The organism is Bradyrhizobium sp. WSM1253, from assembly GCF_000244935.1.
In the GTDB taxonomy this organism is placed as follows: domain Bacteria; phylum Pseudomonadota; class Alphaproteobacteria; order Rhizobiales; family Xanthobacteraceae; genus Bradyrhizobium; species Bradyrhizobium canariense.
Genome location: NZ_JH600073.1, coordinates 2,838,838 through 2,851,173 on the forward strand (window position 1 = coordinate 2,838,838; position 12,336 = coordinate 2,851,173).

Consider the following 12,336-nt stretch of genomic DNA (forward strand, 5'->3'; position numbering starts at 1 on the left):
GAGAGGCGTGGTGGGTTACGCTTCGCTAACCCACCCTACAAGGTCACGCCACCGCCGCATCCGGCACGCGCGCGGCTTCCATCGGCTGCTTGCCGCGGATGAGGTCTGAGGCGCGGTCGGCGATCATCATGGTGGAGGCATTGAGGTTGGCCGAGATCATGCGCGGCATCACGGAGGCGTCGATGACGCGGAGACCTTGCACCCCGTGAACGCGGAGCTGGTCGTCGACCACCGCCCAGGTCGAATCCGCCGGGCCCATGCGGCAGGTGCAGCCGGGGTGGAAGGTGGTGGTGCCGCGCTCGGTGGCTGCGGCCAGGAATTCGTCGTCAGTGTTGATGTTGGGACCCGGGAAATCCTCGTAGGCGTAATAGGGCGACAGCGGCGCGCTCTTCAAAAGCCTGCGCGCAAGCTTCATGCCGCCGACGATGACGCGGCGGTCGAGCTCGGCGTCGAGATAGTTGGTTTGGATGATCGGCGGCGCGAACGGATCAGACGAACGGATGCGGACATATCCGCGGCTCTCGGGGCGCTGCTGCCAGGAGGCCACCGTCATGCCGGGCTCGTCCTCGAGCTGGCCCTGCACGCCTTCCTTGTAGCTCGCCGGTGTGAAGGTGAGCTGGAGATCGGACGAATCCGCACTCTCGCCGGAGTGCCAGAAGCAATAGACCATGGTCGGCGACAGCGACAGCAGGCCGCCGCGCGTGGTAGCCCATTTCAGCGCTTCGACCCAGAGCGACAGACCACGGCGGAGCTCGTTGATAGTCCTGATGTCTTTGACGCGCGCGACCGTGCGCGGCGCGTAGTGATCTTGCAGGCCCTCGCCGACCGGAAGCGCGTGACGCACGGCGATGCCGTGGGCCTGCAACAGATCCGGTGAGCCGATGCCGGACAACTGCAACAGCTGCGGTGAATTATAGGTGCCGCCGGACAGGATCACTTCCTTGTTGGCGCGGACCTCGACCGGCGTGCCGCCAGAGCCGCCCTTCATGTAGCGCACGCCGACGGCGCGCTTGCCTTCGAAGATGATCTCGGTCGCGTGCGCGTGGGTGTGGACGTGCACGTTCGGCCGCTTCATCGCGGGCTTGAGGAAGGCGGTGGCGCCGGAGACGCGCAAGCCCTTATCGATGGTGCGCTGGCAATAAGAGACGCCTTCCTGCTTCGCGCCGTTGTAGTCGGGGTTGCGTGGAATGCCGAGGCTCACCGCGCCTTCCATGAAGGCTTCGCAAAGCGGATCGCGCCAGTTCATGGTGGTAACGGTGAGATTGCCGTCGCGGCCGCGGTAAACGTCCTCGCCCTCGCCGACGCGCTTCTCCAGCCGCCGGAAGTAGGGCAGCACGTCGGCATAGCCCCAGCCGCGATTGCCCATCTGCGCCCAGGTGTCGAAATCCATGCGCTGGCCGCGATTGTAGATATGGCCGTTGATCGAGGACGAACCGCCGAGCGTCTTGCCGCGCGGCGCGTAGATGCTGCGCCCGCCGGTCCAGGGCCCGACCTCCTGCTGGTAGGCCCAGTTGATGCTCTTCATATGGAAGGTCTTGATGAAGCCTGCCGGCAGATGGATGTAGGGATGCCAGTCGCTCGGGCCCGCCTCGAGCACGCAGACGCTGGTGTTGGGGTCTTCGCTCAGCCGGCTGGTGAGCACGCAACCGGCGGAGCCCGCGCCGATAATCACATAATCAAATCTGTCCATGGTGCCTCGGCCGCTCTAGCGCGGCTTGTCGTTGAGTTGATAATTCAAATGCATTCGCACGGTCGGCCATTCGGCCGCGGTGATGCTGTAGACCACGGTGTCGCGCAGCGTGCCGTTGGGCGCGACCTGGTGGCTGCGCAGGATGCCGTCCTGCTTGGCGCCCAGGCGCTCGATGGCGCGGCGGCTCTGGTGATTGAAGAAGTGGGTGCGGAATTCCACCGCAATGCAGTCCAGGGTTTCGAAGGCGTGGGTGAGCAGCAGCAGCTTGCACTGCGTGTTGAGCGGGCCGCGCTGCGCGCTCTTGCCATACCAGGTCGAACCGATCTCAACGCGGCGGTTGGCGGCATCGATGTTCATGTAGGTCGTCATGCCCACGATCTTGCCGCTGCCATCTAACACGGTGAAGGGGAGCATCGAGCCCGCGGCCTGAAGACCGAGCCGGCGGTCGATTTCCTTGCCCATGTTGTCCGGCGTCGGAATCGCGGTGTACCAGATGGTGGAGAGCTCACCATCCTTCACGGCCTCGATCAGCCCCTCGCGGTGCTGATGCGACAGCGGCTCCAGACCGGCATGCTGTCCGCGCAGGGTGATGGGATCAGGCCAGGGCATTGCAGGTCTCTCTCTGTTGTCATTGCGAGCGAAGCGAACCAATCCAGGCTGTCAGCTCCTCATCCTGAGGAGCGCGGCACGCGCGTCTCGAAGGATGAAGGCCCTGCTGGTGGCCTCGCCCTTCGAGACGCGCGCGAAGGGCGCGCTCCTCAGGGTGAGGGTCTGCCGGATTGCTTCGCTCCTCGCAATGACGGCTTGGCTCACTTGTTCAGGAAATTCAACGGCAAACCGCCGCGCGGCCAGTCCATGGCGATCAGCTCGCCCTTGCCTGAGAGCGTGATGTAGGCGGTCTTCAGCTCGGGGCCGCCGAAGGCGATGTTGGTGGTGACGCGGTCGCCGGTCGGGACCTGCTCGACCAGGGTGCCATCGGGCGCGATCACCGAGATGCAGCCGGAGACGAGGGTGGCGACGCAGACATTGCCGTTCGCTTCGACCGCCAGCGAGTCGAACATCTGGTAGCCGCCGAGGCCGCAGATCGGTTTGCCCCGCTCGCCGCGATAGATCACGTCGCGTGGCTTCAGCGTGCCGGGCGCGGAGAGCTCGTAGGCCCAGAGCCGGCCCGTCGGCGTCTCCGCGATGTAGACGGTGGCCTCGTCCGGCGACAGGCCGATGCCGTTTGCCGGCAACACGCCGTGGACGATTTCGACAATCTCTTTCATGCCGGGCTTGAGATAGTACATGCCGCCGACGTCCATCTCGCGCGCGCGGCGCTTGCCGAGATCGGAGAACCAGAGGCCGCCCTGCTTGTCGAACACCAGATCGTTCGGCCCGCGCAGATCGTGCTCGCCGCAACGCGTCACGACGGTTTCGATCTGGCCCGATTGCAGATCGACACGCTGGATCGAGCCGCCGAGATAATCGTCGGGCTGCGGACCCGGCATGATCATGTTGCGGGTCGGGATCCAGGAAAAACCGCCATTGTTGCAGATGTAGATCTTGCCGTCGGGGCCTAGGGCTGCACCGTTCGGGCCGCCCGGAATCTTCGCGACGATCTCCTTGCGCCCGTCGGGATGGATGCGGGTCAGGCGCTGGCCGCGGATTTCCACCAGCACGACCGAGCCGTCCGGCATCACGACCGGCCCTTCGGGAAATTCGAGGTCGGTGGCGAGAACGCGGACGTTGGACATGTGGGACCCTCCCGGCTGCTTGTTATGACTTGCACGGGATGTCCGGCACGGGCCCCACACGCAAGATTGCCTGCGGTTATGACAAAGTCGCCGAGGCTTGCCAAGCAAGCGGGATGGTATGCCAGCGTTGCGCGCTAATCTCGCACGGGTATCCAAATCTCCAGGCCGCCATTGCCGGTGGCGGGATCGAAGTTCTCGTCGTAGCGCTCGAAATTCGGTGCATCGGCAGCCTTCAGGCCGGAGGCCGGCAGCCACTGATTCCAGATCGCGTTGACGGTACGCCTGATCGAGGCGACGTGGTCGGCGTGGGTGAACACCGCGTAGCGCTGCTCGGGGATACGGATACGGCCGAAGCGGCGCGGCAGCTCGGAGAAATCGGCGACCTCGACGCCGGCGATGTAGTCGAAATTGCCGGCATCGTCGCCGTTGCAGCAGACGCCATAGGCGACGGGTCCAACGCGCGCGGGAATGTCGGCGACCTCCTGGTGGAAGCGCTGCCACAGTCCAGGAATGGCCGCGCCGTTGTCGCAGGAGATGCGCTCGTTGATGCCTGCGACGAGGAAGGCCCTTGTGGTTTCGAAGCGCGGGGTGGCGAGTTTGTCTGCGATGGTTGAGTCCATGAGGATCGGCTCCTGAAGCTTGAGATGGCCGGTGCATTGCGCGGCCCGCACCGCTTCGGGCGTGGTGCCGAACTGGTCGCGGAACGCGCGGGTGAATGCTTCGTGCGAGCCGTAATCCGCCTCCAGCGCCAGCGACAGGATGTCCGGCGCGCCGTTCGCAAGACTGCGCGCCGCTTCGCTCAGCCGCCGCGCGCGCACGTACCGCATCACCGGCAGGCCGGTGGCTGCGGCAAACGCGCGCACGATGTGGAACCGCGACACGCCCGATATCGCAGCGATCTCGTCGAGCGTCATCGGCTCGGCCAGATGGCTCTCGACATACCAGAGCGCGCGCTGGGCTGGGTTCATGGCGTTTCTCTCGTTCGAAGCGCGACCATGATGCATGGAAGTCCGCGGGTTTCGCTTGATCGGCGTTGCGGTCCCGCAAGAGGATAACGCCGGACCAGCCTCTGGCAACGTCCGGGCGTTCATGGCTACACTCGGGTTGTTCTTGAAACCGCTCATAAGAAAGCAGGAGGAACCGTGTCATGAAGATCACCGATGTGCGGCCGCACCATATCCGCATCCCCTATGACGCCGGTGTCGCGAGCTTCCGTCAGGGCGCTTCCGCCATCACCGCCCTCGACATGGTGATCGTCGAGGTCACCACCGACGCCGGGCTGACAGGCTGGGGCGATGCCTTTGCTTATGTCTGCCCCCGCACCACGCGCAGTGCCGTCGAGGAAATGATCGCACCGCAGGCCCGCGGGCTGGAGGTTCCCGATGCCGCCGGCATTCCCGCGGTCATGGAGCAGATCCAGCGTAACCTGCATCTGTTCGGGCGTTACGGCATCACCATGTTCGCGATCTCCGGGCTCGACATCGCGCTGTGGGACCTCGCCGCCAAGATCAAGGACGTGCCGCTGCACCGCCTGCTCGGCGGCACCAGGCGCCCGGCCATTCCGGCCTATGCGAGCCTGTTGCGGATCGGCTCGCCCGACAATATCGCCGCCGAATGCAAGAAGGCGCTCGCGCTCGGCTACGGCGCCATCAAGCTGCACGAGACCACGGCGCCGGCGGTGTTTGCCGCCCGCGCGGCGATCGGGCCCGGCATTCCGCTGATGGTGGACATGAACTGCCCGCTATCAGGCGAAGAGGCGATCGCGTTCGCCAGCACATGCCGGGACGCGCAGCCGATGTTCCTGGAGGAGCCGGTCTGGCCGCCGGAGGATTTTGCGGCGCTCGCCGAAGTCCGCAGCAAGGGCGGGCTCGGTGTCGCCGCCGGCGAGAACGCCTGCACCGAATATCAATTTCGCCAGATGATGGATGCGGGCGCGGTCAGCCACGCCCAGCCGTCCGTGATCAAGGTCGGCGGCATCACGGAATTTCTCAAGGTTGCAGCGCTCGCAGATCGGGTCGGCGTCAAGGTCGTTCCGCACTCCCCGTATTTCGGCCCCGGCCTGCTGGCGACCTTGCATCTCCTGGCGGGGCGCGACGACGGGTTCGTCGAGATGTTTTACCTGAAGCGCGAGGCCTGCCTCTGGGGCGGCCGCGCCGATGTCGATGCCACCGGCCATGTCGCGGTGCCGACCGGACCTGGGCTCGGCCATGAGCCCGATCGCAGCGTGATGGAGCGATATCGCGTCGCCTGAGCGCGGCGGCTATTTCGCCGCATCCTTTGGCGGCGGCGCATCCTGTTTCTTCTTCACATCCTCGGCGGTCTTCGCCTGCGCGGCCTGGAGATCGCCGAGCGTCTTCTGCAAACCGGCCACGGTCGTCTTCAACGCATCGATCTGGCGAGCCGCGGCGTCCAGCTTCTGCTGGTGATCGAGGTTCAGCTTGGTGATCGTCTTCTGGAGGAAGTCGACATTGCTCTGGAGGCAGCTGGTGCGGCGCTCCATGGTCTTCTCGACGGTGCAGATCTCGATGCCGGGCACGTCCTGCGCGCGGACCGACACAATCGCCAGCGTGGCGAGTACCATCGCGAAACAAGCGCCGGTGCTTCGAAGCAGCATGCAGGTTCCTCGTCAAATCAATCACGGCAATGTGCGCTTTTTGCACGCAGCCTGTCGAGGCTACCACACTCGCACCGCATTCTCGCGTTGAGCTTGCGGCTGTTCCCTCGGACGGGGAGCGATGATCTGCACGCGGAGGAAATGGGCGCTCCTTTCGCGGCTTTGTTTAGGGGAGTTTTTGATGGCAACGCGCGACAGACGACTGGCGGAATTCGACGGCGCCGGAGAACCGCCGCCTGGCCTTGCAGTCGAAGTGCTGTGCGAGGACCACAGCGGGACTTATCAGCTGCCGTTCGCCTGCCGCTATGTCGAGGGACGCTGGCAGAACCACACGGCTGGTGTCGCAGTCGAAGCTACCGTTATCGGCTGGCGCGTCCCGCGCATGAAGCATTCGGGCGTGGCCTGAGCACTGATTTCTGTCTCAAAATGCAACGGGGCCGCGTCCCGTCTTAACCTTCGGAACGCGGCCCGAACGAATCACGTCCGAATCAGCCGCAGGGCCCCGTACGCGCCTGTTCACGGCTAGATGTCGCAACTGGCCACCAGGCGCACACAATATCTGCGCAGCGCCTGAGCAGGGCCAGCCGGCCACCGGCGTCAAAAGTTAACGGCTTCAATGACATGACGGCTGGGTGCGGCGGTTGGATGCTCGCTCCCAAAACAGGCAGATGGCAGCCGGCCTGCCTAATATTCGACCTCGAGCTCCTCGATCTCGGCCGGCTCATCCCTTGCCGCCGCGATCCATTCCTTCATCTCCGGCATGGCCATGATGGTATCGGCATAGGCCTGCAGTTGCGGCTCGAGCTTGACGTTATAGGTCACGAAGCGCGTCACTACCGGTGCGTACATCGCGTCAGCCATGGTGCGGGTCTCGCCAAACAAGAAGGGCCCGCCCGATTTGTCCAGGCAGTCGCGCCAGATCGCCCAGACGCGATCGATGTCGGCCTGCGCGCGCGACCAGATCTTGAAGCCGGGGAAGTGCCCCTTCAAATTGACCGGCAGCGAGGCGCGCAAGGTGGTGAAGCCGGAATGGATTTCGCCGCAGATCGAGCGGCAATGCGCGCGCTGGACGCGATCCGCGGGCAACAGCCCTGCATTCGGCATCGCCTCGTTGAGATATTCGCCGATCGCCAGCGTATCCCAGACGACCGCGCCGTCGTGCCGCAGGCACGGCACCAGGATCGACGACGACAACAGCAGGATTTCGGCGCGCGCCGACGCGTCGTCCGGCGCGGTGACGATCTCCTCGAAATCGAGCCCGGAAAATTTCGTCAGCAGCCAGCCACGCAGCGACCAGGACGAATAGTTCTTGCTGCTGATGGTCAGTGTCGCCTTCGCCATGTGGCCTTCCCTCACGCCTGTGACTCACGCCTAAGACATGCACCCCGCCCGGACTGCGGGAGTGCGCAGTGCCTGTGCTTCCCGCAAAAAGAGCAGCAAGCGACGTGCCAATCTTGAGGGCGGCCCATCCCGGGTTTGGCTCCGATATTGCATAGCAGCACGGGACAGGTGGGCGTTTCAGTATGATGTCGATGTATTATCAGGCCTTTCAGAACCAAATGGACCTGACGGCGCCGTGGCGGTCGGGCGCTTCGTCCGCGCTCAAATTCCTCAATCTGGTGCCGCAGGGCTTGTCGGATCAGGTCGTCGGCCGGCTGTCGGCCGCGCTGGAGCTGATCTCCCGCTCCACCCTCACCTATCACCGCCCCGCCTACGGCATCGACAGCGTCATGGTCGGCAATCGCGAGGTCGCCGTGACCGAGGAGATCGCTTACGCGACCCCGTTCGGCTCGCTGCTGCGTTTCAAGAAGGAGGGCGTGGGCGAGCAGCCACGCATGCTGCTGGTGGCGCCGATGTCCGGCCATTTCGCGACGCTGCTGCGCGGCACCGTGAAGACGCTGCTCCAGGACCACGACGTCTACATCACCGACTGGCACAATCCGCGCGACATTCCCCGCAGCGAGGGCCGTTTCGGGCTCGACGACTATACCGAGCATCTCATCGACTTCCTCGGCCAATTGGGCCCGCGCCCGCATATGGTCGCGATCTGCCAGCCCTCGGTCTCGGCGCTCGCGGCCGCAGCGATCATGTGCGAGGGCAACCATCCTTCGCGGCCGGCGACGTTGACGCTGATGGCCGGCCCGATCGACACGCGCATCCAGCCGACCAGGGTCAACGAATTCGCCAAGAGCAGGCCAATCGACTGGTTCGAGCAGAACCTGATCAACTACGTGCCGATGCAGTGCCGCGGTGCCTTGCGGAAAGTCTATCCCGGCTTCGTGCAGCTCACCGCCTTCGTCTCGATGAATCTCGAGCGCCACATCAAGCAGCACATCGATCTCGCCGATCACATCGCCAAGGGCGAGAAGGAGAAGGCGGCCAGCATCAAGACCTTCTACGACGAATATTTCGCCGTGATGGACCTGCCTGCCGAGTTCTACATCGAGACCGTGCGCGACGTGTTCCAGGAGCATCTTCTGCCCCAGGGCAAGCTGATGCATCGGGGACGTCCGGTGGACACCAAGGCCGTCAGCCGCATGGGGCTGATGACGGTCGAGGGCGAGAAGGACGACATCTGCTCGATCGGCCAGACGCTGGCCGCGCAAGACCTCTGCACCGGCGTGCGCGCCTACCGCCGCGTCCACCACATGCAGGCTGGCGTCGGCCATTACGGCGTGTTCTCGGGCAAGCGCTGGAACAACGAGATCTACCCGCTGCTGCGGGATTTCGTGCACGTGAATTCGTAACCCGTCAGCCCCTGGCCCGTACGTCACGAGCGAACTTCAACGCGCATTGCAGTGAGGCGACCGGAGACAGGATCTCGACGCCTTTCCTGACCAAACGGCCAGCTAGAGAAACCGCACGTGCCTAATGCACTTGCTTGAGCAGCTCTCTGGCTTCAACGACTTCGGGAAGATTGCGCTCCGCATCGAATTCAGCGAGCACGGGAGCGAGCACCTCGGATACCGCGCCCGCTCGGCCATTTGTCTTGTGCAGGCGTGCAAGTCCAAGGGCGCTGCGCAGCTCGAAAGTCTTCACCTGTTGGTGCCGTGCGATTTCCAGCGCTCGGTTTAGCGCATTTTCGGCACTGGCTAGGTCCGAAGGATCATGACGCAACAAAAGCTCCCCGTAGACGCGATGCAGCTCGGCATCAAGCCAATGCTGACCGGATTGCCCCGCCCATGCGATCAATCCGCTCAAGATTTCCAGCCCGTTTTCGAGTCGGCCCGACTCTGCATCCGCCATCGCGACATGCATCCCCCAAAACGGCTCACAGAGGTAGCAGTCATTCTCGTGCAGCAAGGTCCAGCCGCGACGCATTTCCGTTAGCCCGGCCATTCCGTCGCCGGCACGCCACTTGGCCAGGCCATTCAGGTAGGTGCCGGCGGCCACATACAGCGGCATCGTGTGGTCGCGAGCGAGACCGAGCGCCAGGATCGTCTCTGTTTGCTGCAACATGCCCCCGCATAGTCCGTCGAACACAGCTCGATGAACAAGCGCATTGGCCTGAGAAAGCGCCCGTTTTTCTCCGGAAGCACTTATCGCTTCCACGGCGAGGCGACGTGCGCGAGCGATCCTGCCAAGCGGCCAAAGCACCAGGGCAAGAAACCTCATGATCACGAATGGGAGATCCAGTGCCGAGCCCCTAAACGTCGCGGGATCCGGCTCGTCACCATAGATCTCTAGTGCCTTCTCAAGATGTACTCTCGCGTTCAAGTAGTCGCCCCCGAACCAGCAGGTAACCCCGCCCGTCCAATGTGCAACGACGGCGGCCACCGGTGAGTCCGGTCGCCGTTCAGCGGCGTTCACGATAGCATCCACCAGCGCCCGCATCGGCGCGAGTTCGCCGTGTGTCAGGCAGGCATTGAAGAGACCCGAATGGACTGGCGCAAGTTCAACCGGATCATTGATGTCGGCTGCGAACTGTCGGGCGCGCGTCCATGCGGCTACCGTTTCGGGAGCGCTGTGCCCGAGGCTGCCCCGTAATGCACGGCCATATGCGATTTGAAGATGTAGCCTACTCATCATCCGGTCAAGCTCATCGGGCAGCTCATCGGCGACGGCAATCGCCTTGCCGAGATGTGCAATCGCCTCGGAATAGGCGGAGCGTTTCAGCGCCTGCAGGCCCGCCTTGCGCCACCATTCGAGGGCGACCTCGTTCAGCCCCGCCTCAGTGAAGTGGTGTGCCAGAACTTCCGGCTCAGTCTCGGCGACGACTGGAAACTTCTCGCGCAGGACATCGCCGATGCGCTTGTGAAGCACCTGCCGTTTGCTCTTGAGCAGGCTCTCGTAGGCCGCTTCCTGAACGAGAGCGTGCTTGAAACTATAGTTTGCTTCGGGCGGAGCCCCGCGACGCACCAGCAGTTCGGCCTCTTCGAGTTGCGCTAGCGCAGCGCTCAGCGTCAGATCATCGCGTCCCGCCACATATCTCAGCAGCGCGTATGAGAAGTCGCGACCGATGGCGGCGCCTATCTGCGCCAACTCCTTGACCGGGGCCAGCCGGTCAAGCCGCGCCATCAGCGAATCCTGCAGCGTCGCGGGAATAGCGAGCGGCGGGAGCGGATTATCGAGGCGATAGCGCCCGGCATCTTCGACGAGTAGCCCGGACTCCAGCACCATCTTGGTCAATTCCTCGACGAATAGTGGGATGCCATCCGTCCTATCGATGATCTGCTTCATCATCTCGCGTGGCAGCTGACGACCAACGGCTACCTGTTCGACCAGCGCGCGCGAGTCCTGCCGATCGAGTCGGTCGAGCCGCAACAGACTAACGTTGGCAAGGCCCGACCAGGAGGGCTCGAACTCTGGCCGGGATGTCATGAGCACGAGTATCGGCAGGCCTCTGATCCGATCGACCGCGAGATCGAACAGTTCAAGTGTCGTGGCATCGGCCCAATGCATATCCTCGCAGATAATCAGCAGGGGTTGCTCTCGCGCCAACCCCTCAAGCTGATCCAGAAGGGCGGCAAATGTCTGTCGCCGCTGCTGCGCCGGGCTCAAACTCAGCGGCGGACAATGGTCGTCGGTGGGAATCGAAAGGAGAGCCGCAATGAGCGGTGTCGCTTGGGCGACCTGCTGTGTTCCAAGCGCCAGCATTGCCTCGAGCTTGTCGAGCTTTTGCCCAGGCGTGTCGTGCGACCTGATGCCGGCGGCGCGCTCGAGCTGCGCGACAAAGGGATGGAGCGCACTGTTGATATGGTAGGGCGAACACTGATATCGCACCCGGCGGTGAGCCCCCAACGAGGGGCTTTCGGACAGCGTTGCGACAATGCGCGACTTGCCGATGCCCGCTTCGCCAGAAATCAATACCATCTGCCCCTGCCCCTGCCATGCCAGCCGCTGGCGCGAGAGAGTGAACTCGATCTCGTCCCTGCGGCCGACAAAACCGATCGAGCGTACCGCGCGGACCGCCTCGAAGCGACTCTCGGATGCGATCGCTCCCTCCACCGCCCAGACTGCGATGGGTTCGGCTATGCCCTTGACCTCACGGCGGCCGAGATTGCGAAACGTGAAGAGATCACCAAGCAGCCGGCGCGTCGACGAAGCAACGACGACCGCGCCCGGTTCCGCCAGGCTCTGGAGCCGAGCGGCAAGGTTTGGTGTGTCGCCGACGGTTGCCTGTTCCTCTGACGCATCTCCGCTGATGAGGTCACCGACCACCACAAGCCCTGTCGCAATTGCGATGCGCAGTTCAACCCGTTCGTCGGCGCCTGTTTTGAGCTGCCCAATTGCGGAGATAGTGTCGAGACCCGCTCGCACTGCGCGCTCCGCATCATCCTCGTGGGCGCGAGGATAGCCGAAATAGACGAGTATTCCGTCGCCGACGAACCTGGCTATCCTGCCGTCATAAGCCGCAACGACGCTCGCGCAGGCGGCGCGGTAGGCCCGGATCACTTCCCACATATCCTCGGGATCGAGACGCGCCGAGAGCGCGGTCGAGCCGACCAGATCGCAAAACATAACGGTGAGGTGGCGCCGCTCGGCGTCCTGAGGAGGCGTCGGCGATGCGATCAACGCGGCTGGATCGAGGTCGGCAATAGCACGCAGCATTTTGCGGCGATGGCCTAGCAGGACTCCGAGCTTATCAAAGTCCTCGTCCATCAGTTCGGGGAGGATGCCCACGTCGATTGCATTCTGGGCAAAATGCTCTGCGTATTGCCCAAGCCCCAGTTTGTCGAGCCACTCCGCAATCTGCATTGGCTCCACCGATCGTGTGGTTGGCGGTTAGCAGGATTTTGGACCACGGCGCGGGGACGATATCCCAACATCGCCATGATGGCACGTCTTGTTTGTTG

The 12,336-nt window shown here is 63.8% G+C and carries 10 protein-coding genes; 3 read left to right on the plus strand and 7 right to left on the minus strand.

Features of this window, described 5'->3' with window-relative positions:
• Window positions 1–43 precede the first annotated feature (43 nt).
• The 4 genes from BRA1253DRAFT_RS14975 to BRA1253DRAFT_RS14990 form a co-directional block, all read right to left on the minus strand.
• Complete coding sequence (locus BRA1253DRAFT_RS14975; RefSeq protein ID WP_007595566.1) at window positions 44–1,690, minus strand: GMC family oxidoreductase; 1,647 nt, start codon at window positions 1,688–1,690, stop codon at window positions 44–46.
• 15 nt (window positions 1,691–1,705) lie between these two features.
• Window positions 1,706–2,299, minus strand: a complete 594-nt coding sequence (locus BRA1253DRAFT_RS14980; RefSeq protein WP_007595568.1) for a GNAT family N-acetyltransferase — start codon at window positions 2,297–2,299, stop codon at window positions 1,706–1,708.
• Window positions 2,300–2,499: 200 nt separating this feature from the next.
• On the minus strand, window positions 2,500–3,426 hold the full coding sequence (locus BRA1253DRAFT_RS14985; RefSeq protein WP_007595571.1) for an SMP-30/gluconolactonase/LRE family protein: 927 nt from the start codon (window positions 3,424–3,426) through the stop codon (window positions 2,500–2,502).
• A 134-nt stretch (window positions 3,427–3,560) separates the two neighbouring features.
• The gene (locus BRA1253DRAFT_RS14990) at window positions 3,561–4,394 is read right to left on the minus strand and encodes an AraC family transcriptional regulator (RefSeq protein ID WP_007595588.1); all 834 of its coding nucleotides are present in this window, start codon (window positions 4,392–4,394) and stop codon (window positions 3,561–3,563) included.
• Window positions 4,395–4,573: 179 nt separating this feature from the next.
• Between BRA1253DRAFT_RS14990 and BRA1253DRAFT_RS14995 the strand changes: the two genes are divergently transcribed.
• Window positions 4,574–5,677: a mandelate racemase/muconate lactonizing enzyme family protein gene (locus tag BRA1253DRAFT_RS14995; RefSeq protein ID WP_007595590.1), complete on the plus strand. Its 1,104-nt coding sequence runs from the start codon at window positions 4,574–4,576 to the stop codon at window positions 5,675–5,677.
• A gap of 9 nt (window positions 5,678–5,686) precedes the next feature.
• Here the strand turns inward: BRA1253DRAFT_RS14995 and BRA1253DRAFT_RS15000 are convergent, their stop codons facing one another.
• Entirely contained in the window at window positions 5,687–6,040 is a 354-nt protein-coding gene (locus tag BRA1253DRAFT_RS15000; RefSeq protein WP_007595592.1) for a hypothetical protein, read from the minus strand.
• Between the two features lie 181 nt (window positions 6,041–6,221).
• On the opposite strand from BRA1253DRAFT_RS15000, the gene BRA1253DRAFT_RS15005 reads away from it, so the two are divergent.
• Entirely contained in the window at window positions 6,222–6,446 is a 225-nt protein-coding gene (locus tag BRA1253DRAFT_RS15005) for a hypothetical protein (protein WP_007595594.1), read from the plus strand.
• Window positions 6,447–6,724: 278 nt separating this feature from the next.
• Here the strand turns inward: BRA1253DRAFT_RS15005 and BRA1253DRAFT_RS15010 are convergent, their stop codons facing one another.
• Complete coding sequence (locus BRA1253DRAFT_RS15010) at window positions 6,725–7,381, minus strand: glutathione S-transferase family protein (RefSeq protein ID WP_007595595.1); 657 nt, start codon at window positions 7,379–7,381, stop codon at window positions 6,725–6,727.
• A gap of 182 nt (window positions 7,382–7,563) precedes the next feature.
• On the opposite strand from BRA1253DRAFT_RS15010, the gene BRA1253DRAFT_RS15015 reads away from it, so the two are divergent.
• Entirely contained in the window at window positions 7,564–8,787 is a 1,224-nt protein-coding gene (locus BRA1253DRAFT_RS15015) for a polyhydroxyalkanoate depolymerase (RefSeq protein WP_007595596.1), read from the plus strand.
• A 121-nt stretch (window positions 8,788–8,908) separates the two neighbouring features.
• Here the strand turns inward: BRA1253DRAFT_RS15015 and BRA1253DRAFT_RS15020 are convergent, their stop codons facing one another.
• Window positions 8,909–12,238 carry an adenylate/guanylate cyclase domain-containing protein gene (locus BRA1253DRAFT_RS15020; protein WP_007595597.1) on the minus strand — a complete coding sequence of 1,110 codons (3,330 nt, stop codon included), beginning with the start codon at window positions 12,236–12,238 and terminating at the stop codon, window positions 8,909–8,911.
• Window positions 12,239–12,336: the final 98 nt, after the last annotated feature.

Bases quoted from the DNA above. Each gene is read 5' to 3' on its own strand.
- BRA1253DRAFT_RS14985 (WP_007595571.1), bottom strand. From the start codon at position 3,426: ATGTCCAACGTCCGCGTTCTCGCCACCGACCTCGAATTTCCCGAAGGG.
- BRA1253DRAFT_RS15015 (WP_007595596.1), top strand. From the start codon at position 7,564: ATGATGTCGATGTATTATCAGGCCTTTCAGAACCAAATGGACCTGACG.
- BRA1253DRAFT_RS14995 (WP_007595590.1), top strand. From the start codon at position 4,574: ATGAAGATCACCGATGTGCGGCCGCACCATATCCGCATCCCCTATGAC.
- BRA1253DRAFT_RS14990 (WP_007595588.1), bottom strand. From the start codon at position 4,394: ATGAACCCAGCCCAGCGCGCGCTCTGGTATGTCGAGAGCCATCTGGCC.
- BRA1253DRAFT_RS15010 (WP_007595595.1), bottom strand. From the start codon at position 7,381: ATGGCGAAGGCGACACTGACCATCAGCAGCAAGAACTATTCGTCCTGG.
- BRA1253DRAFT_RS14975 (WP_007595566.1), bottom strand. From the start codon at position 1,690: ATGGACAGATTTGATTATGTGATTATCGGCGCGGGCTCCGCCGGTTGC.
- BRA1253DRAFT_RS15000 (WP_007595592.1), bottom strand. From the start codon at position 6,040: ATGCTGCTTCGAAGCACCGGCGCTTGTTTCGCGATGGTACTCGCCACG.
- BRA1253DRAFT_RS15005 (WP_007595594.1), top strand. From the start codon at position 6,222: ATGGCAACGCGCGACAGACGACTGGCGGAATTCGACGGCGCCGGAGAA.
- BRA1253DRAFT_RS14980 (WP_007595568.1), bottom strand. From the start codon at position 2,299: ATGCCCTGGCCTGATCCCATCACCCTGCGCGGACAGCATGCCGGTCTG.
- BRA1253DRAFT_RS15020 (WP_007595597.1), bottom strand. From the start codon at position 12,238: ATGCAGATTGCGGAGTGGCTCGACAAACTGGGGCTTGGGCAATACGCA.